This window comes from Amycolatopsis stemonae (genome assembly GCF_054781455.1).
The window spans coordinates 149,179-167,660 of record NZ_BAAGUJ010000005.1 but is presented as its reverse complement, the minus strand read 5'-3'; the positions used below and the strand labels follow the sequence as shown (position 1 = coordinate 167,660).

Annotated in this window: 26 protein-coding genes; 17 read left to right on the top strand and 9 right to left on the bottom strand. The window is 71.3% G+C overall.

The window, feature by feature from the left end:
- Window positions 1-220 precede the first annotated feature (220 nt).
- The 10 genes from ACYVLJ_RS20030 to ACYVLJ_RS19985 all read left to right on the top strand — a co-directional run bounded on the left by ACYVLJ_RS20030 (window position 221) and on the right by ACYVLJ_RS19985 (window position 8,113).
- Window positions 221-547, top strand: a complete 327-nt coding sequence (locus tag ACYVLJ_RS20030) for a hypothetical protein (RefSeq protein ID WP_460439774.1) — start codon at window positions 221-223, stop codon at window positions 545-547.
- Between the two features lie 19 nt (window positions 548-566).
- The gene (locus tag ACYVLJ_RS20025; RefSeq protein ID WP_460439773.1) at window positions 567-1,457 is read left to right on the top strand and encodes a nitroreductase family protein; all 891 of its coding nucleotides are present in this window, start codon (window positions 567-569) and stop codon (window positions 1,455-1,457) included.
- Window positions 1,457-1,759: a hypothetical protein gene (locus ACYVLJ_RS20020; RefSeq protein WP_460439772.1), complete on the top strand. Its 303-nt coding sequence runs from the start codon at window positions 1,457-1,459 to the stop codon at window positions 1,757-1,759. The genes ACYVLJ_RS20025 and ACYVLJ_RS20020 overlap by 1 nt, the downstream gene beginning before the upstream one ends.
- 135 nt (window positions 1,760-1,894) lie before the next feature.
- Complete coding sequence (locus ACYVLJ_RS20015) at window positions 1,895-2,119, top strand: hypothetical protein (RefSeq protein ID WP_460439771.1); 225 nt, start codon at window positions 1,895-1,897, stop codon at window positions 2,117-2,119.
- A 12-nt stretch (window positions 2,120-2,131) separates the two neighbouring features.
- A complete protein-coding gene (locus tag ACYVLJ_RS20010; RefSeq protein ID WP_460439770.1) occupies window positions 2,132-2,356 on the top strand; it encodes a hypothetical protein in 225 nt (74 codons plus the stop codon).
- Between the two features lie 37 nt (window positions 2,357-2,393).
- The gene (locus tag ACYVLJ_RS20005; protein ID WP_460439769.1) at window positions 2,394-2,975 is read left to right on the top strand and encodes a DUF4232 domain-containing protein; all 582 of its coding nucleotides are present in this window, start codon (window positions 2,394-2,396) and stop codon (window positions 2,973-2,975) included.
- A gap of 576 nt (window positions 2,976-3,551) precedes the next feature.
- Window positions 3,552-6,314 carry a cation-translocating P-type ATPase gene (locus tag ACYVLJ_RS20000; RefSeq protein WP_460439768.1) on the top strand — a complete coding sequence of 921 codons (2,763 nt, stop codon included), beginning with the start codon at window positions 3,552-3,554 and terminating at the stop codon, window positions 6,312-6,314.
- Window positions 6,311-6,970 carry a potassium channel family protein gene (locus ACYVLJ_RS19995; RefSeq protein ID WP_460439767.1) on the top strand — a complete coding sequence of 220 codons (660 nt, stop codon included), beginning with the start codon at window positions 6,311-6,313 and terminating at the stop codon, window positions 6,968-6,970. Before ACYVLJ_RS20000 ends, ACYVLJ_RS19995 begins: the two co-directional genes overlap by 4 nt.
- A complete protein-coding gene (locus ACYVLJ_RS19990; RefSeq protein WP_460439766.1) occupies window positions 6,967-7,617 on the top strand; it encodes a potassium channel family protein in 651 nt (216 codons plus the stop codon). The genes ACYVLJ_RS19995 and ACYVLJ_RS19990 overlap by 4 nt, the downstream gene beginning before the upstream one ends.
- Before the next feature lie 352 nt (window positions 7,618-7,969).
- Window positions 7,970-8,113 carry a hypothetical protein gene (locus ACYVLJ_RS19985; protein WP_460439765.1) on the top strand — a complete coding sequence of 48 codons (144 nt, stop codon included), beginning with the start codon at window positions 7,970-7,972 and terminating at the stop codon, window positions 8,111-8,113.
- 22 nt (window positions 8,114-8,135) lie between these two features.
- Here the strand turns inward: ACYVLJ_RS19985 and ACYVLJ_RS19980 are convergent, their stop codons facing one another.
- From ACYVLJ_RS19980 to ACYVLJ_RS19955, 6 genes are read right to left on the bottom strand one after another with little or no spacing between them, the layout of a single operon-like run.
- Complete coding sequence (locus ACYVLJ_RS19980; RefSeq protein ID WP_460439764.1) at window positions 8,136-10,127, bottom strand: P-loop NTPase family protein; 1,992 nt, start codon at window positions 10,125-10,127, stop codon at window positions 8,136-8,138.
- Window positions 10,120-10,674 (bottom strand): hypothetical protein, encoded by a 555-nt coding sequence (locus ACYVLJ_RS19975; RefSeq protein WP_460439763.1) that lies wholly within the window; start codon window positions 10,672-10,674, stop codon window positions 10,120-10,122. The genes ACYVLJ_RS19980 and ACYVLJ_RS19975 overlap by 8 nt, the downstream gene beginning before the upstream one ends.
- A gap of 9 nt (window positions 10,675-10,683) precedes the next feature.
- On the bottom strand, window positions 10,684-10,812 hold the full coding sequence (locus tag ACYVLJ_RS19970; RefSeq protein WP_460439762.1) for a hypothetical protein: 129 nt from the start codon (window positions 10,810-10,812) through the stop codon (window positions 10,684-10,686).
- Window positions 10,809-11,138 (bottom strand): hypothetical protein, encoded by a 330-nt coding sequence (locus ACYVLJ_RS19965; RefSeq protein ID WP_460439761.1) that lies wholly within the window; start codon window positions 11,136-11,138, stop codon window positions 10,809-10,811. The genes ACYVLJ_RS19970 and ACYVLJ_RS19965 overlap by 4 nt, the downstream gene beginning before the upstream one ends.
- Complete coding sequence (locus ACYVLJ_RS19960; protein WP_460439760.1) at window positions 11,135-11,458, bottom strand: WhiB family transcriptional regulator; 324 nt, start codon at window positions 11,456-11,458, stop codon at window positions 11,135-11,137. The genes ACYVLJ_RS19965 and ACYVLJ_RS19960 overlap by 4 nt, the downstream gene beginning before the upstream one ends.
- On the bottom strand, window positions 11,455-11,649 hold the full coding sequence (locus tag ACYVLJ_RS19955) for a helix-turn-helix domain-containing protein (protein ID WP_460439759.1): 195 nt from the start codon (window positions 11,647-11,649) through the stop codon (window positions 11,455-11,457). Before ACYVLJ_RS19955 ends, ACYVLJ_RS19960 begins: the two co-directional genes overlap by 4 nt.
- A 165-nt stretch (window positions 11,650-11,814) precedes the next feature.
- On the opposite strand from ACYVLJ_RS19955, the gene ACYVLJ_RS19950 reads away from it, so the two are divergent.
- Together ACYVLJ_RS19950 and ACYVLJ_RS19945 are read left to right on the top strand one after the other, a co-directional pair.
- Window positions 11,815-12,189, top strand: a complete 375-nt coding sequence (locus ACYVLJ_RS19950; RefSeq protein WP_460439758.1) for a helix-turn-helix domain-containing protein — start codon at window positions 11,815-11,817, stop codon at window positions 12,187-12,189.
- A 173-nt stretch (window positions 12,190-12,362) separates the two neighbouring features.
- On the top strand, window positions 12,363-13,496 hold the full coding sequence (locus ACYVLJ_RS19945; protein WP_460439757.1) for a helix-turn-helix domain-containing protein: 1,134 nt from the start codon (window positions 12,363-12,365) through the stop codon (window positions 13,494-13,496).
- Here the strand turns inward: ACYVLJ_RS19945 and ACYVLJ_RS19940 are convergent.
- Entirely contained in the window at window positions 13,482-14,030 is a 549-nt protein-coding gene (locus tag ACYVLJ_RS19940) for an NUDIX hydrolase (protein WP_460439756.1), read from the bottom strand. The two genes, ACYVLJ_RS19945 and ACYVLJ_RS19940, sit on opposite strands and share 15 nt — an antisense overlap.
- Before the next feature lie 9 nt (window positions 14,031-14,039).
- Window positions 14,040-15,224, bottom strand: coding sequence for a hypothetical protein (locus tag ACYVLJ_RS19935; protein WP_460439755.1), 1,185 nt, complete (start codon window positions 15,222-15,224; stop codon window positions 14,040-14,042).
- 142 nt (window positions 15,225-15,366) lie between these two features.
- Between ACYVLJ_RS19935 and ACYVLJ_RS19930 the strand changes: the two genes are divergently transcribed.
- From ACYVLJ_RS19930 to ACYVLJ_RS19910, 5 genes are all read left to right on the top strand, one after another.
- Window positions 15,367-15,813 (top strand): hypothetical protein, encoded by a 447-nt coding sequence (locus tag ACYVLJ_RS19930; protein WP_460439754.1) that lies wholly within the window; start codon window positions 15,367-15,369, stop codon window positions 15,811-15,813.
- A gap of 4 nt (window positions 15,814-15,817) precedes the next feature.
- The gene (locus ACYVLJ_RS19925) at window positions 15,818-16,198 is read left to right on the top strand and encodes a MarR family transcriptional regulator (RefSeq protein WP_460439753.1); all 381 of its coding nucleotides are present in this window, start codon (window positions 15,818-15,820) and stop codon (window positions 16,196-16,198) included.
- 130 nt (window positions 16,199-16,328) lie between these two features.
- The gene (locus ACYVLJ_RS19920) at window positions 16,329-16,958 is read left to right on the top strand and encodes a restriction endonuclease (protein ID WP_460439752.1); all 630 of its coding nucleotides are present in this window, start codon (window positions 16,329-16,331) and stop codon (window positions 16,956-16,958) included.
- An 83-nt stretch (window positions 16,959-17,041) separates the two neighbouring features.
- Window positions 17,042-17,224: a hypothetical protein gene (locus tag ACYVLJ_RS19915; protein ID WP_460439751.1), complete on the top strand. Its 183-nt coding sequence runs from the start codon at window positions 17,042-17,044 to the stop codon at window positions 17,222-17,224.
- Window positions 17,221-17,478, top strand: coding sequence for a hypothetical protein (locus ACYVLJ_RS19910; protein ID WP_460439750.1), 258 nt, complete (start codon window positions 17,221-17,223; stop codon window positions 17,476-17,478). Before ACYVLJ_RS19915 ends, ACYVLJ_RS19910 begins: the two co-directional genes overlap by 4 nt.
- 60 nt (window positions 17,479-17,538) lie before the next feature.
- Here the strand turns inward: ACYVLJ_RS19910 and ACYVLJ_RS19905 are convergent, their stop codons facing one another.
- Window positions 17,539-18,462, bottom strand: coding sequence for a sucrase ferredoxin (locus ACYVLJ_RS19905; RefSeq protein ID WP_460439749.1), 924 nt, complete (start codon window positions 18,460-18,462; stop codon window positions 17,539-17,541).
- Window positions 18,463-18,482 lie beyond the last annotated feature (20 nt).

The window sequence follows — 18,482 nt, the reverse complement described above, 5'->3', positions numbered from 1 at the left end:
TCCTCCACTGTGGACGGTCGTGCTCCGGGCACGGCTCTTCGAGGACCAAAGTCCTCACATCCGGCGTCCACCGCCTCTTCGGCCCGCCCGGGCGCGTGGGAAAGCATCGAGCCGGAAGGACGGGGTGCTCGTGCGCTACGCCGACCGGTCCGGCGCGGCGGCGCCGGCGGCCCGATGGTCTCCGCAGGTCGTGCCGGAACGAAGGACCGGAGGTGTTCCCGTGAGCAAGATCGAGCTGTCCCCGGCCGAGCGGCGCCACCGGGCGGAACAGGACGTCGCCGCGCCGGGCCGCCACCGCGAAGGCGAACTGCTGCTTCGCGTCCGTTGCTCGGCGGGCCACCCCGTGGCCGAGGTCTACGCCACCGCGCGCGGCTCCGTCTTCGTGTCCCCGGCCGACGCCCGGCAAGGGGACGAGTACGTCGGCACCATCGCCGGCGACGGTGACGACCTGGTGCCGGCGTGGTGCGCATGCGGCGGCCGGCGGATCTCGCGCTCCGCGCTGCCGCGGAGCATCTCCTTGCACGAAAAGACCGTGCTCGTCCGCTGAGCGGCCGGAGGACCTGCCGATGGACCGGAGCAACCCGGACACCGCCACGATCGAGACCGCGGTGGCCCTCGCGCTGCGCGCGCCGTCCGCCCACAACGCCCAGCCGTGGTGCTGGCGAATCGGCTACAGCACCCTGCACCTGTTCGCCGACCGGGACCGGCGGCCGCCGGAGCCCGACCCGGGCGAGCGAGACCTGCTGCTCGGCTGCGGTGCGGCCCTGCACCACCTCCGTGTGGGCTTCGCCGCGCTGGGCTGGCGCGCCGAAGCACACCGGTTGCCGGACACGCACGATCCCGACCACCTGGCCGTCGTGACCGCGCACCCGGCCCGGCCGGCGGCGGAAGCGATCGCGCAGGCGGCCGCCATCCCCCACCGGCGCACGGACCGGCGCGGGCTCAGTGCGGTGCCGATCGCCCGTCACCACCTCGACACCCTGACGCGAGCAGCGGCCCGTGAAGGCGCCACGCTGCGGGTCCTGACCGGCGCGGCCCGCCGCCTGGTGCTCGAAGCCATCGCCGAGCACGCCGGCCGGAGCCGGCCGGGCACCCTGCTCACCCGGCCCCCCGGTCCCGGCACCGGAGGCGCGCTGCTGGTACTGACCACGACCACGGACGACCGGCAGGACCGGCTTCGCGCGGGCGAAGCGGCCAGCGCGGTCCTGTTGTCGGCGACCGCGCTCGGCCTGTCGACCTGCCCGCTCACCGATCCCTTGAAAGGCCCGGGATTCCACCGGGCCACGCTCGCCCGGACCACGGGCGGCCACCCGCAGATCGTGCTGCGGGTCGGGTGGGCGCCGCCCGGCGCCCACCCGCCGCCCGCGACACCGCGGCGCCCGCTGGGGCACGTCCTGGAACCCCTCCAGGCGCCACCGAAGTACCACCACCGGCTTTCCCGTGAGGAGGAGAACTGATGTCCACAAAGGATCGCTCACGTGCCGCGCACGCCCACCGGACGACCAGGGACCGCGTCCGGCTCGTGCTGAACCCCGTGACGGTGCGCTTGGCCAGCGGCACTGGTACGCCCCGGCGATCGAACACACCGGCCGCACCTCCACGACGCCTCCGGACGAAGGGAGTCACCTACGTCGTCACCGATCCCCGGATCATCGATGCAGCCGAAGCCTTCACGCGGGTCTCCCCGGCCCACGCCCGGGTCTGGCGCCGGTTCGGCATCGCGCACTACCTGGAACTGAAGACCCGCGAGGACACCTGAGGTCCAAGGGCCCGGCGGCACGGGGAGAAGGGCGCACACGGTCCTGGCTTCCGCCTCTCACCGCCGGCCCCGGCGGGCGGGACCATCGAAGTGCCGGGCGAACGCACGGCGCCAGTCGGCGGACGGGAGGCCGAGATGACTCTCACCCGGCACGATCGGAACCACGGGCACGCCCGGGCGGGCGGATTCCCCGACGGGCTGTGCGTGCGCGCGCACGGCGGCCGGTTCACCGGCCGGACCGGGGTCGTGGTCGGCCACGCCCCCGACCTGCGCCCCGGCTCGGTGTGGGTCGAGTTCACCCCGGGACACCCGCGGCTGGTCCCGGGGTACCGGCTCGACGTCGCCCCGCCCGAGGACTGAACGGATCCCGTGATGCCCGACGAGCCGATGTCCGACGAACGAAGCCGCGCCATCCGGACGGTGAAGCGGCACGCCCACGGCAGCGCCGACGAAGCGGTCCTGCTGGCGATGCTCGGGCTGGACCACGCCGAACCCGCACCGCGGGCGCACCACCACCGCCCGGCGGCCGCGCTGTCGCCCGCCGAGGTGCGTGAACTGCTCGCACCGCTGGCCGCGCAGCGGGCCGGCGCGCGCTGACCTCCGGGGCCGGCTCCCGACACGAACAGGGGTGGACATGTCCGTATCCGAGGCGAGCCGCGTGATCGCGGCCGCCGGAATCCTCTTGACGACCGTCGCCGCGTGCGGCAGTGCCTCCGACACCGCGGCGCCCCCTTCGCCCTCGATCGAGCCGGCGTCGGTCCCGGCGCCGCCGTCCACCACGGGAACCCCTTGGTGCATCACGGCCGCGCTGCACATCAGCCTCGGGCACGGTGAAGGCGCGGCGGGCCACTTCTACGTCCCGATCCGCTTCACCAACACCGGAACTCCCTGTGGCATCACGGGATACCCGGGTGTGTCGTACTTCGCCGGGGCCGACCACCACCAGGTCGGCGACGCCGCGGTCCCCGACCCCGGCCCGGTTCCCCGGCTGGTGCTGCAGCCGGGGCAGTCAGCGTCGGCCTGGGTCGACCAGGTGAACGTCGACAACTACGACCCCGCTCTGTGCGGTCCGCAACCGGTGACCGGCCTGCGCGTGTACGCACCCGGCAACACCGTGCCGGTGCTGCTGCCCCAGCCCGGCGCGCGGGCCTGCACGCAGCACATGGAAGGCCGGCGAACGCTCGCGGTCCAGGCGGTGCAGGGCGGGACCGGCTGAGACGTCGCCGAGGTGACTTTGTGCTTGCGGGGCGGGGACTTCACTCCCTGCGCGGACCGGAGCCGGCGAGGAGCATGAAGGTGAGGGCCCGCCCGCAGCCGCCTGACACTCCCGGCGCGGGCACCCTCCTCCGGGACGGCGGTGGTGATCCGGGCGCCCTCCCCACACCCCGTCACCGCCGTTCCCGGGGCGCTCGCCCGGCAGTCCGGCCGGTCGTGTCCGAGTGCCCCGGCCCGGTCGAGCGCCAGGACGCCGTCGGAGAACATCTCCGACCACACCACGAGCGCCCTGCGGCCGGCATCGCGTCCGGGATCCCGCCGATGCCCAGCTCCAGCGCCGCCCGTCGGCGATCCGTACCCAGCGACACCACTCCGCCGACGGGCGCCGCGGTGTGCACGAGCACGACGTCCGGCAGGCGCACTTCCTCGAGCAGCTGCGGAACCAGCGACCACCGGCACGGCGCCGGGGCAAAGGGCCCTCCGGTCGTTTCGCCGATGACCTTCGCCTCTGAGCGGCCGGGTTCCCCGTCCTTACCGTGGGACACCGCGTGTTCCGTGTCCGGCGGTCGAAGGGGTGGTGGGCTTGCTCGAGGTGGCCGATACCGGGACCAGCGCACCACAGGCCGCGCCGCCCGCCGTCGCGGTGAGCGCGCTGGGCTCGTCGGCGCGCGGCCTGTCCGGCCCCGAGGCCGCCCGCCGGCTCGCCGAACGCGGGCGCAACGAACTGGTCCACGCCCGGCGGTCGTCGCCGGTGCGGCGGTTCCTGGGGCAGTTCACCGATCTGTTCGCGGTGGTCCTGATCGTCGCCTCGGCCATCACGTTCGTCGCCTACGCCCTCGGGAATCCCCCGGACGCGGGCAACCTCGAACTCGCCGTCGCGATCCTGGCCGTCGTGGTGCTCAACGCGGTGATCGGGTTCGGGCAGGAGTACATGGCCGAACGGACCGCGGAGGCACTGCAGGCGATGGTCCCCCACCGGGCCCGGGTGATCCGCGACGGCCGGCGCCGCGAAGTCCCCGCCACCGAGCTGGTGCCCGGTGACCTGGTCGTGCTCGACGCCGGGGACGCGGTGTCCGCGGACTGCCGCGTGATCGAGGCGCACGAGCTGACGGTCAACAACATGGCGCTGACCGGGGAGAGCGCCCCGGTGTGGCGCACCGCCGATCCCGTGCCGGCCGCCGTGCCCCGGCTCGAAGCCCGCAATCTGGTCTGGATGGGCACGACTGTCGCGACCGGCGCCGGCAAGGCCGTGGTGACCGCGACCGGCCAGGCCACCGAGTTCGGCCGGATCTTCCGGCTGACCAGTCAGACCACGGCCGACGTCAGCCCCCTTCGGCGGCAGGTCGCGAGCATGGCGCGCCGGGTGGCCACGGCGGCGTTCGCGCTCGGGGTGCTGCTCTTCGCGGCGCGGCTCGCCGCCGGTGGTGAGCTCGTGGCCACCTTCGTGTTCGCGCTCGGGGTGATGGTCGCGCTCGTGCCCGAGGGACTCCCCGCGACGCTGTCGGTGGCGCTCGCGGTCGGCGTGCGGCGGATGGCCGGGCGGCACGCGCTCATCAAGAAGCTGGTGGCGGTCGAAACGCTCGGCTCGACCACCGTCGTCTGCACCGACAAGACCGGCACGCTGACCACGGCCGAGATGACCGTGCAGCAGGTGTGGGCGGCGGGCCGCGTCCACCGGGTCACGGGAGCCGGCTACGCACCCGACGGCGAGGTGGAAGATCCCGGGCCGGTCCGGGAACTGCTGCGCGTGGCCGCCCTCTGCTGCGACGCCCGGCTGGTGCCGCCGAGCGGACGCCAAGGCTGGCGAGTACTCGGTGACACCACCGAAGGGGCGTTGCTCGTGGCGGCCGCGAAAGCCGGATTGGACGTCGACGCCGAGCGCCGGGCCACGCCGAGGGACGGGGAGCTGCCGTTCGACTCCGTGCGCAAGCTGATGACGACCCTCCACACGCGCGACGGGCGCACGTGGGCCTACGTGAAAGGCGCCCCGCAGGAGCTGCTCGCGCGGTGCACGCACATCCGCGGCGAGCACGGCGTCCGGCCGCTGGACGACGCCGGCCGCCGGGACGTGCTGGCCGCCAACGACGAGATGGCCGGCTCGGCGCTGCGGGTGCTCGCGGTCGCCGTCCGGGAGGTGCGCGGTGCCGCGGCCGGACACGACGAAGCGGAGAACGGCCTCACCCTGCTGGGCCTGACCGGCATGCTCGACCCGCCGCGCCCGGAAGTCGTGGCCGCCGTCACCGCCTGCCGCGAGGCCGGGATCCGCGTGGTCATGGTGACCGGGGACTACGCGCTCACCGCCGAGGCGATCGCCCGCCGGGTCGGCATCCTGGCCGCGGGGACGGTTCCGCGCACGGTCACCGGCACCGAACTGGACGGGGTCGGCGACGCGGCTCTGCGCACCCTGCTCGGCGACCACCCCGACGTGCTGTTCGCCCGGGTCAAGCCCGAACACAAGATGCGCGTGGTCGCCGCCTTCAAGGACCGCGGCGAGATCGTCGCGGTGACCGGCGACGGCGCCAACGACGCCCCTGCCCTGAAGCGGGCCGACATCGGTGTCGCCATGGGCGAGTCCGGCACCGACGTGGCCCGCGAGGCCGCCGTGATGGTGCTGCTGGACGACTCCTTCGCCTCCATCGCCGCCGCCGTCGAGCTCGGCCGTTCGGTGTACCAGAACATCCGCAAGTTCCTGATCTACCTGTTCAGCCACAACCTCGGCGAACTGGTTCCGATCCTCGTCGCGACCGCGGTCGGCTTCCCGCTGGTACCGCTGAGCGCGGTGCAGGTGCTGGCCATCGACCTCGGATCCGACGTGCTTCCGGCGTTGGCCCTCGGCACCGAACCGCCCGAACCCGGCATGATGCAGCGACCACCCCGCAGCCCGAAGGAGCCGCTGTTCTCCGCCGCGCTCGTCCGGCGGTTCCTGTTCCTCGGCTGTGTCCAGGCCGCCGTGGTGACCGGCGCGTTCTTCTGGCGCATCCACACCGCCGGCATCCCGTTCGCCGCGTTCGGCCACGAAAATCCCGTCTACCGCGAGGCGCTCACGATGTCCCAGGCCGGGATCGTGCTGTGCCAGTTCTTCAACGGGTTCGCCGTGCGCAGCGACCGGCTCAGTGTTCTCCGCATCGGCATCCGGTCCAACCCGCGCTACCTGGCGGCCCAAGGGGTCGCGCTGGCGCTCATGTGCGCGATCAGCTACCTCCCGCCGCTGCAGGACCTGTTCCACACCGCGCCCCTGTCCCTGGTCGACTGGGGTCTGCTCATCGCCCTCGGCTCGCTGGTGCTCGTCGCCGACGAAATCCGCAAAGCCCTGCTGCGCCGCAAGGAGGCCCGCACGTGAAGGTGATCATCATGGGCTGCGGGCGGGTCGGCTCGACCCTCGCCCAGCAGCTGGCGGCCGACGGCCACGCCGTGTGCGTCCTCGACCGCGACCCCGCGACGCGCGAGCTGCTGCCCGCCGGGTACCCGGGTGACTTCGTGGTCGGCAACGGCTACCACCGGGATGTCCTGCGGCAGGCCGGGATCGACGACGCCGACGCCTTCGTCGCCGTCACGGCCGGCGACAACACCAACATCGTCGGCGCCCGGATCGCCAAGGAGGACTACCGGGTCCCCCAGGTCGTCGCCCGCATCTACGACCCGCGCCGCGCCGACATCTACCGCGACCTCGGCATCCCCACCGTCGCCAGCGTCCGCTGGACCACGCACCGGATCCACCAGCTGCTCTCCCACCGCAACCTCGACCCCGAAACCGTCTTCGGCAACGGCGAAACCCTGCTCGTCCGCGAACCCCTCCCGGCGTGGTTCACCGGGCGCCCCTTCGCGGAGCTCGAGGTCGACGGAGAGATCCGGGTCGTCGCGGTCACCCGCGGCGGCGCTTCGTTCCTGCCCACCGCCGCGAGCACCGCCGAAGCCGGCGACACCGTCGGCTTCGCCGTGGCCGCCTCTTCGTTGCCCCGGCTGTCCTCCTTCCTCGACAAGGAGCTCGGAACGTGAACATCCTCGTCGTCGGCGCCGGCCGCCTCGGCGAGCAGGCCGCCCACCTGCTCGCCGCCGCCGGCCACCGGATCACCGTGATCGACCGGGACCGGACCCACCTGGACCGGCTCGACGGCGAGCACCGGCTGGTCCACGGCGACGGGTGCGAACCCGCCGTGCTCGAGGCCGCCGGGGCGCTGCGCGCCGATCTCCTGGTCGCCGCCACCGGCGAGGACGAGGACAACCTCGTCATCGCGCTGCTGGCCAAACGGCAGTTCGCCGTCCGCCGGGTGCTGGCCCGCACCAACGACCCGGACAACGCCTGGCTCTTCACCGACCGCTGGGGCGTCGACGTCGCCCTCCCCGCCGCCGCTCCGCTGGTGTCCCTGATCGAGGAAGCAGCCGGGGTCAGCGACACGATCGTCCTGATGCGCCTGGCCGCGGCCGGCGTCGAACTGATCGAAACCCGCATCGGCGAGTCGTCGGCGGCGGCCGGGCGAACGCTGTCCGACCTGACCTTGCCCCCGGCCACGGTCGTCGCGACGGTGGTCCACAAGGGACAGCCGTCGGTGCCGGGGCCGGATTACCGCTGCCACCCCGGAGACACGCTGCTCGTGGTCAGCAGCGGTGCCCGCGAACAGGACATCCACGATGCGTTCCAGTAACGGCCACCCCGCTCCGGACAAGTCCGGCCGAACGGCCCAAGATCGGCCATGACCTCGACGCCGACGTGACCGCGACCCCAACTACGTCGTCGGCGTCCTCGCCCGGCCGGCGTCGACCTGTTCTCCCACACCGTCTCGACACAGTTCCCACCGCAGGTTTACGAACCGTCGAAGGTCGCCAGGGACCAGGGCATCGGCTACTTCACCTCCATCGGGAAGAAGAACATCCGACGTCGACCTGTTCGGCGGGTTCACGGGCAACTTCGAAGGAACCGTCCCCGGCAACGACGGCGGCTGCGTCGACAACCCCTTGCGCTGGTGCGACAACCTCGCCAACAACGATCCCAAGGTCATGACCTTCGTGTCCCGCGGCTTCGCCGCCGTGGTGGTCGACATGGCCTTCGACACGACCGTACTGTCCTCGGGCGGCAAGGCGGCCCCCAAGCCCGCGTTGGCGGCGCAGGCGCAGGCCGGGACGGGCGCCCCGGCCCGGTAGCGCTCGGCTTCGAACGGCCTGGTCATCTGTGGCGTCGGATCGCCTGTTCGAGTTCCGCGGTCAGGTACCCGCGCACCTGCCGGGGCCGGCCGTCGGGACCTGCCAGGCGGTACCGCGTGGGGCGACAGCCCAGTTCCGACATCTGCTCGGCGAACGCCCGCGCGTCGATGCTCAACGCCTCGACCAACTCCGAGGTCGGGACGAACTCGCGGCCGCCCAGGCCCTCACCCAGGAATTGGACGATCGCGGGCAACGGATCCGGCAACACTGGGCTCGGCACCGAGGTGATCACTCGGTCCACGGTCGCCTCACCTGCAGCGTGACCACTCAGCGTCCCGGTCCCTTCGCGTAGTTCGCGGCCTCGCCGACAGATCGTCTGCCAGTCCTCGTTGGGCATGTAATCGGTTCGCACAGTCAACGCGATCTCCTCGGCGTCGCCGTCCGGGCGCAGGATGCCGACGCCCTTGTGCGAGGCCAGCAACCGGCTGCTGTCGAACCCGCGCGTGTTCATCTGCTCACCCAGCACGATGTTGCTGTCGCGCCAGTCCATCACCCGCAACGCGAACCGCGACCCCAGCACCGCCCGCAGCCCCGACGGAATCGTCTGCGAGTCCGGCCGTTGCGTCGCCAGCACCAGCACGATCCCCGCCGCCGGGCCCTTCTTCGCCAGCCAGGTCAGCGCCTCCCCGACGCACTCCCCCACCGGCACCCGCCGATCACCGTCCCGCACCAGCGCGCGGTCCTCCAACGGCACCTGCACCTCGTCGATGATCACCGCCGTGATCGGCATCCCCAATGACGGATCACGCGAGATCGCCGGTGTCACCTTCGACTCCGGGCACACCACGTCGTCCAGATCCCGCATCCGCCGATACCGGCCCTGCACCTCGCCGATCAGCTCCCGCAACCACTCCAGCAAGGCAAGCACGTGCTCGGGTTCGTCGCCGGCCACGAAACGGTGCGCGACCTGACCGGCCGCCGCCCAGTCCTTGCCCGCCTTGAAATCCGCCACATACAACCGCACGTGCGGGTCGAGGATCAAACCTGCCGCAGCCAACCTCGCCGCGAACGTCTTGCCCTGGCGCGGGATCGCCGCCACCAGCAGCGATGTCCCCACCAACGGCAGATCCACCCGCCGGCCTCGCGCGTCCCGTCCGAATGGCACTGCCTGCCACGCATCCCAACGCGGCACAGCCAACAACGGTGTGGCGACCGCGGGCGTGGAATACGGATCCCGGTCCGCGACCCACAGCGACACCCGCCCCGCGTGCCCGCCTTCGCCGCGGACCCGGTCCACGATCAGCTGGATCTCATCGACCGCCAGCGCGGAGGCCAGCGCGTCCCGGTTCTTGATCACGTCGGCCGCCTTGCGCGTAGCCGGCAGATCCACCGTCAACGCCCAGCCGCCGCTCACCCGCCTCGCGCGTTCCACCACGCGCAGCGTCTCGTCCTTGCCGATCAGCTTCGCGCCGCGGAACGCCTCCACCATCACCGCCGGGTCCATCGTCCAGCTCGCGGCCCGCGAACCCGACAGCACCGCCTTCCGCCCAGGACTGCCCTCCTTTCGGCGCCCGAACACCGCCAGCACAACCGCCGCGGCAAAGCCCGCGGTCCAGAGGACGATGGGACCGTAGAGCAGGTCGATCACCGACAGCGCGATCGAGGTGACAGCCAGGACCGTGCCGGTCACCTTCCAGCGGAACAGCGTCAGCGTCCGGATCTCGGCGAACTTGTCCGCCAGCTTCTCCGCCTGTTCCGCGGCCTCGCGGTAATCCCGCACGCTCACCCATCGTCGCCACAGCCTGAACGCGGCCAGAACGCCGCGCCAGACCGAGCCGAGGAACCGCAGCGGCGAGCGAACCAGCCCGGCCAGCACGTCCTTCGCCGCCTGCCGGGACCGCCGCCGCGGCGGCGGTCCCGGCTGCCCGAGGCGGCGCCGAGGCTGGGGCAGGGTGTCGTCGATCAACTCACCGTCCAGCACGGGATCGGCCTTGACCGGCAGCGAGTCAGGCATCGGCGACCTCCTCTCGCAAGGCCCGCGCGAGCCGCGGCGACAACCCCCGCGAATAACCTGTCGCAGTCCGCACCCAGGCCGGCGTGACCTCCACCTCCGGCGTCCAGTTCTCCTTCGCGATCGCGAGGTAGTCCGCGAACAGCACCCGCCGCCCACCCGGCTCCGCCTCGGCAGGCCGGCGGCCCGCGGCCACCAGCACGGCCTCGGTCAGCTTGTCCCGCAGATCGGTGATCGCCTCGACCGCCACGAACACCACCAGGGGCGGCACCGAATGCAGCACGATCTGCGCCGGCGCCCCGGCCACGAACGAAGTCCAGGTGTTCATGGCATACGTGGCCGCCAGCGTGAACCATTTCGCCCGCCGCACCCATGCACCCGTCCGGACCTGGTAGCGGGCGGTGACCTGCTCGGCCCGCAGAATCGCCAGCAGCACCAGCGACACCGTCGGATCCAACACCCACGCCGCCAGCCACGGCAGTGCCCCCGCCTGCGCCCCGGCCGCAGCGAAGCCCTGGACGTTGGTCATCGTGAACGCCAGCCCGAGCACGATCCCGGCCTAGCACATCCAGTCGACCTGCCGTCGCACCCGCTCGATCCGCAACGCCACCACATCCGGATCCGTCTGGAACGCCCGCACCTCCGCCGCCTCCGCCGCGTCCCGGGCGAGCCGCTGCGCCCGGTTCATCGCCGACCACCCCGCCGCGAGGTGTCCATCGTGGTCACCGTTAGCGCCCGAGTCAGGGCGTGCGCCGCGAACAACGCGGGCAACCCGAGCACGGCCAGCAGCAGCCACCGGTCACCGGCGTGGACGATCACCACCCACTGCACGGCCACGATCAATGCCGCGGTGAACAGCACCCGCCCGGCCAGCGAAACCAGCCGGGCGCCGCTGCGTGCGGCTTCGGCGGCGGCCTTCGCCCGCCGGGCCCCGGCCCGCCACACCCACAGCAGCACCATCAGCGCGCCGAGACCGGCGAGGAGATGCGTCGGAGTCACGGAGAGGCCGTTCATCGCGCACCCCGCCGCAGCCAGAGCGAGTGCAACGCTCGCCGGTCGTCTTCGGCCAGCCCGCCCCATACGCCGACCGTTTCCGTGCCGGCGGTTCGAAGCTCCAGCTCGAGGCACTCGTCCTGAACCGGGCAACTGCGGCACAGCCGAGCCGCCAGTTCGCTGTCCGGGCGATCGGCTCCGACGAGCTTCGGCAGGTCGGCCTGAGCGAATGTCCGGAAACACAGGCCGTCCCTGGCCACCACTTCCGCCAGCAGGTCGCCGGGCACGGCGGTGAACCGGTCGAGCCGGGCAGCGATCGCCGCGTAGTCGTACGCGCTCATCGCGCACCACCGCCGAGCGCCCGTCGCAGCTCGGCGGCCGGGATGACGAGCCTGGAGCGGCGCCGCACAGCGCGCACCTCGCCGACCCGGATAGCGCGATGGATCGAGTTGAGGTCGACACCGAGAAGCCACGCGGCGTCGGCCGGTGAGTAGAACGCCGGACCACCGGCGTCAGGAAGTTTCTTCTGCATTTTGAAGTCCCTAATGTCAACACGCTGATTTGAGCGTGAAATATGAGCTGATTTAGTCGCATGGAGGCATGAGAATGGTCCGAATGCGCGACGCGGCGTGGATCTCGGCGCCGTCGAATCCGTCAAGCGCTAATGTCGGCGCTGAGGCGGACCACGGAGGAATGGGTGTCGGAAGACTGGGCGGCGGTCGCGAAGACCATCAACGAGCGCGTGCACGAGCTCGGGTGGAAACAACGCGAGCTGGCCGAGCGCTCGCAGGTCTCCCAGGCGATCGTCCGCGAGATCCAGAACCACACGGTCGAGCGCAAGCGCAGTGACCGGACACTCGAAGCACTGGCCGTGGCGCTCGGCCTGCACCCGCAGCACCTGGTCGCCGTGTTGCACGGCCGCATCCCGCCAGCGCTGGGACAGCCCCGCGAAGACATGGAGGATGCCGTGTCGGCGCGCCTCGCCGTCATCGAGCAGCGTCTGACGTCGATCACCGACCAGCTGGCCGATCTCACCGAGCTGCTTCGCCGCGATGGGAAGTCCCGCGGCTAGCGCGAGTCCTTTGTGGCGGGTGGCCAGCTCGGCAGCCGCCGCGGTTTCGTGTCGTGTGTCATGCCACCAAGAAACGGCATTTCCGCGCGGGCCGGCAGCTGGCAGCGGATGACAAGCCCCGTGTTATCCCTTGTTATCCACGCAGGTCAAAGTCCATATTCGGCGGCGACGTCATGACGTCGACAACCGCTTTGCAGGCGGCGCGCAATGCGCTCGGCTGGAGTCAGGAAAAGCTCGCACGAGGAATCAACGCGCGCGCAGCGGCGCATGGGTTGCCGGAGCGTTCGGTGGCGAGCCGGAAGACGGACATTTCTCGGTGGGAGAACGGGCACGTGATGCCCGAGCCGCCGATGCGCGCGGTCCTGCGCGAGATCTACGGCCGCACCGATGACGACCTCGGGTTCCCGTCCGGCGACTTCGGCGGCCCATCCGGTGACGAACTCGCCGAGCGGCTGATCATCGCTCGCCGCGTCGACGAGCAGACGATCGAGCTGTTCCGCGAGGAAGTCATCAGCGTCCGCCACGCTGACCGCCGCTTCGGCTCGGCGGCCCGGCTCGAACGGCTCCGCGGACAGATCACCGAGGTAGAGGGCCTGCTCAGACACACGATCTTGCGTCGAGACCGGGCACCACTGGCCAGCGTGCTGGTCGAAGCCTCGACACTGGCCGGCTGGAACTCGCTCGACATCGGCGCGCTTGACCAGGCGTGGACGCACTACGAACGCGCGAAATACGCTGCGTTGGAATCCGGCTCGGCCGCCCTGCTCGCCCACGCCACCGCCGAACAGGCATTCGTCCTCATCGACGTGGGCAACGTCGACGATGCGCTCGCCTTGTTCGCGGAAGCGCGTTCGATCGGCGAACATGCGCCTGAGCTGCTGCGAGCCTGGCTGGCAGCCGCCGAAGGCGAAGGCCACGCGATCGCCGGCCACCGAGACGAAGCCCTTCGCTCGTTCGATGAAGCCGACACGTTCTTGCCGAACGAGGTGGTCCATCCGGAGCTGCCGTTCGTGTTCCTCGGCGGCAGCCACCTCGACCGCTGGCGCGGAAATGCTCTCGTCCACCTCGGTGCGCCGGAAGCGATCGAGCACCTCGAGCGCGTGGTCGACGGCATTGGGTCGACGTCGTTCGTCAGGGCCGGCGCCGCGGTGTACGTGGATCTAGCGCTTGCGTACAGCGCGGCGGGCGACCGGGAAGCCGCCAGGACCTACGCGCTGCAGGCCCGGCGGATCATCTCCCAGGTTGGTTCCGTGCGATTGCGCCGTCGCCTCGAACGGCTCGTACTGCCTGGCTCACGCCCGGCGTGAGTTGAGGTAGTAGAGCAGCGACACCAGCGTGCCGGAGCCGAGCAGTTCCTGACGCTGCGCAAGCTCGTTGACCCGAGACAGCGGCACCCACTCCACCCGGCCGACCTCTTCGGTGTCGGTCGGGTCGCCGACGTGCTCAGCCTGACGCCACAGGTAGACGTCGACCGGGGCGGTGACCTGGCCGGGAAGCGGCTCGAAGCTCACCAGATGCTCGGGCTCGCCCACTGGCTGCCAGCCGGATTCCTCGGCAGCCTCACGAGCGGCGGTCCCGGCGGAGTCGTCGCCGTCGTCGACCATGCCGCCCAGCAGCTCGTAGCCCCACTGCTCGGTGGCGAACCGGTAGCGCCACAACATCAGCGCCTCATCCTGATCGTTCACGATCAGCGCTATGGCGATCCTGGCCAGGTGCACCACGTGGTAGTCCCAGCGTTCGCCGTTCGGCGCCTCGACGTCGGTCAGCCCGACCTTGACCCACCGGTTGTCGTAGACCAGCCGCTCACCGAACGTCTTCCACGACCCATGCTCGTCAGCCACGGCGCGAGCCTACGGGTCGGTGGAATCTCCCCGCACCGCCAGTCCGATGAGCTGAGCAATCCGACGCTCCTGCCGGACGGAACCGATTTCGACGGCCAGTGTGCGAGCTCGCTCGGCGTGCACCCGTCCTTCCTCCCGTTCTCCTGTCGCGAGGAATGCCGTCGCCAAGTCCACCCTCAACGCCGTTTCCGCGCGGGTGAACGTCGGGTCGAGACGGCCCAGCGCTCCGGAAAGCACCTCGACGGCGTCCGGCTCGCCGATCCGGGCGAGTGCGTGCCCGCGCCAGCGCTCGAGGTGAACGGGGTCGAGCACGACGTAGGGGCCGTCCGCGGTGGACACATCGGTCGGCAGCAGTGCCGCAGCGCGGTCGAAAGCGCGCAGGCTCGCCACGCGCTGGCCATCTGCGGCAAGGGCCTCACCGTGCGCGGCAGCGAGCCATGACCGGAGAAGGCGGCCGGTGACCGGCTGAGCCCGGCGCTCAGTGGCGCACAGCAGCTCGACCGCCGACGCCGTCTCGCCGACGTCGATCAGCACGAACGCCTGTTCAGCCGCTGTGTGCACTTCGAACGCGACGTCGCCGGACTCGCGAGCCGCGTCCTTGGCGGACTCGTAGAACTGCCAGGAACCGCCGACGAATCCCATGTCGAGGCGCTGCCAGCCGGCGAGCGTGCCGAATTCAGCCAGCAGCACCCCGAGCAGGTTCCGGACGCCGGGAGCCAGGCTGTGCGACCGCATCCGGGCGACCTGCCTGATCTTGGTCGTCACTTCCTCGTGCGCCGTCGAGGCGCCCAGCTGGCGGTCAAGGCGACGCACGGCGGTCAGCTGGTCGTGGAGCAGCGCCAGCACGTCAGCGTTCACGCGACGCGCGACCTTGAGCCGCTGCCGAAGCTCTTCTTCCGCGGCGTCGGCCGGTCCACGGAGGGCGTCAGGTGACGACAAGAGCTCGTCGATCGTCAGCCCGAGCATCCGTTCGAGCAGGCGGGCGGTCGCCGGCCGCGGGCGGCCGACCGGTGCTCCGTCCGGCCTTCGTCCCGAGATCAGGCGCTGCAGGTGCCGCACGCTGAGCGTCCCCGGCTCACCGAATGACCGAGCGAAACGTTCGGCATCCTCGACGAACTCGGCGAGCGTCTGATTCCGCTCCCGAAGCTTCAGCTCCAGGACGCTACGGGGCAGGTCGTCGGCGCCGGCTTTCATATCCGCACTCCTTCGTCCTGCTTCGCGAATGTCCTCGTTATGTCGTCCGCGTGACCTGTCGCCTATATGAGCGCACCTGACAAGCTGATTTCAGATCATATCGCACGTCGCTGCTGGTCAGCCGATAGACACCGGAGGGTTCATGAACAACGTGGCGCAGCAAAGGAGGGACGGCGGGCCTTACGTGAGCTGGCACCGGAGCGGACTCGACAGCCATGACCACGCGGTGACCGACGAGGAGTTCGCACGCGGGTGGCTCGATGCGAAGGGCCGCTACGAGGGGCTGTGCGGACATGTCGTGATTCCCGGTTCGATGCTCGTCGCGCCCGGGCGCCCGTGCGAACGCTGCCGCAGGTACCTGTCGGCCCGATCTTCCTTACCCGCCGTCGAACGGCGCATGCGCCCGTCGCAACACCGCAAGCCACCGCGCTGGCGTCGCTTCCTCCGGCGCTTCTCGCAGTTCGGCGTGCACGACCTGGGCTCAGAGCGCGAACCGCGTCAGTCCACAGTCCGGGGCTCCCGGACTCCGGCGAGGGCGGGCAGCGACCCGAGCGCACCCGTCCTCGCCGGCCACCACGCGCGGCGGTGAAGGGATGACCGAAGGGATCCCCGGAGTACCAGAGAGCGGTCTCGACCCGGTGCTGTTGCAGCCGGTCCGGCTGTTCGTCGCGTGTCTTCTGGCAGACGCTCGCTGGTACGAACAGACGGAAATCCGGGACCTCCTGGGCGTGCCGGGCCCGGATCTCGACCTCCACATCCAGCTTCTGCGCGCCTCCGGGCACCTGCAGGCGCGTCCGGACAAGCTTCAGCTCACCCGGCTCGGCCTGGACCGGCTCACCGCCCACGTCGTCGCTCTGCAAACGGTCGCGGGCACCGCCGCCGACCTGGTCGCCGGACGACGTGACGGCTGGAAACGCGACTCGCTTCCCACCGCCCCGAGGCCTCATCCGGCGTTGCCAGAGTCCCGTTCGTGACGGCGTCACACCCGTCACAAGCCAACTTTCCGCAGGTCAAGGCCGGCTTTGCCCGGCACAGGCCGTGTGACGGCGTGACGGCCTCCAGCGAGGCCTGTGACAGCAACCGATCACAGGAGAGGTGATCGCGATGGGCAGGAAAGCAAAGACCCGACGACGCCGCGCGCTGCTCGTCTTGCTCGTCGCGCTCCTGCTGGTGCGGGGAGTCGTCCGGCTCGTCACCGCCCATCCGTTCGTCTCGACCGCAGGCGGGTTGTTGTTGGTTCTCTCCGTCCTCGTCGCGCTGCTGGCGCGGTTGCGGCTGAGGCAGCGTGCGTGGCGGCGGCAGCTGGCACAAGCCGAACAGGCCGGCCGCCACAGCGTGATGGACCCCGCCGAATTCGAGCGCGCCCTCGCTCTCCTGTGTGCCCGTGACGGCTGTGTCGACGTCGCTGTGACCGGCGGCAGCGGCGACCTCGGCGCCGACGTCATCGCCCGCTCTCCCACCGGGGCCAGGATCGTCCTCCAAGCCAAGCGATACGCCCTCACCACCAAGGTCAGCGGCCCGGACCTGCAGCGCTTCGGCGGCACCTGCTTCACCGTCCACCACGCCGACATCGCCGCCGTCGTGACCACCTCCACCTTCACGACCGCAGCCCGCGATTACGCCCGCCTCGCCGGCATCCGCCTGTTCGACGCAACCGCCCTCGCCGCCTGGGCCAGCCGGACCGGACCGCCGCCCTGGCACCCCGCCTCAGCACCAAGTCGCACAGCGGCTTGATTGCGCACCTTCCTATGAGGAACCCCATGCCCCATGCATCACCCGCGCCCGCCCTGCTCCCCCGCCGGTTACGACGACAGTCCATGAACGACGGCCGCCGCCGGTATGTGTACATGGCCGACAACCACGCTGGGCACGCAGCCGACCGTGAACACTCCGCCGACGACCACGAGCCGATCGACATCCGCTTTCTCGCCCGCTACCGCACCACCGTCGGGCCTCTCCTGCGGACGGCACCGACGTCGAACCGGGTGCTGGATTCATGACCACGGCCGTGATCTACCTCGATCCCCTTGCCATCCACCCCGTCATCAACGGCGAATGGCACCGCGCCCGCCTGGCCGAAATACCGCAGCCAGGCGACACCATCACCATGATCTGCGGCATCTCCGCTACCGCGGCCTTCCAACCCGTCGGTCAACGCCGACGCCGGCAGATCCCCCGCCAATGCCCTCGTTGCGACGACATCTGCCGACGCGAACAAGGCATCCCGTCCCAGCAGGACCGGATCGGCCCCTGAGCGACAGCCACCTTTCCCTGGTGGTCGCTTTCTTTCGATGCCGTCTACGGGCGCCCGAAGTCAGAACTCGCGGACGGACTCCACCACGAAGCCGGAAAGCACGAGACGGGCCGAGCAGCGGCTGTGCCCGGTCGCCGTGGCGGGGGCTCGGCGGACCGCCACCTCGAACCGGCGGTGGCCTGCCTTGACCTGCACCGTGCGGACGTCGCCCTGGCTGTCCTCCGAGACCGCCAGCACCGCGTCCAGGCCGCGCAGGCCGGTGCGGGTGCGGACCTCGATCTCGGCGTACTGGGACCACGGGCTCTCCGCCGACGTGCGGCCGCGCAGGTGTTCCAACCGGACGTTGCCGCTGAGGGCTTCCTTGGCGACCAGCTCGGCTTCGGTCACCGCCAGGCTGCCGTGGAGGTAGCCGTCCGGGACGGTCAGCAGGTTGCCCGCCCAGCGGTCGCCGCCGACGTGGCTGACCTCCCACACCTGGCCCGGGTGGTTCTGGGCCAGCGCGGTGACCAGCGGGCGGCCGAAGACCGCGCAGCACATGTCCTTGCTGCCGTGGGTGCAGACGAGGAAGAGCGGGCCGTCGACGGGCTCGCCGTGGCCGCGGCGTCCGGCGGCGACGGCCTCCAGGTCGAGGGCGGCCAGCTCGCCGAGGTCGGCGACGTCGAGGCGTTCGAGCCAGTGGTGCCCCGGCCGTCCGCTGGCGAGGTAGACCGTGCGGGGAGCGCCGGGGACGCGCACGTGCCGCCCGGGCCGGCGGATCAGCAGCGGCCGCAGGCCGGCGTCGCGGACGGCCTCGATGCCCGCGGGGAACGCTTCGGCCAGCACGGTTTCGAGGGCGTCCGGCGCCCAGGACCCGGGCTGCTCGACGAGCAGCCAGGACGTCATGCGGGCGGCGGTCCCGGCGGGCTCGCCACCGAGCTCGCGGGTGAGGGCGGCGCACCCCGGCGCCGCGTTCGGTCCGGGTGCGCAGAGCGCCGCCTCAGCCATGGGGCTCGACTTAGGCATGC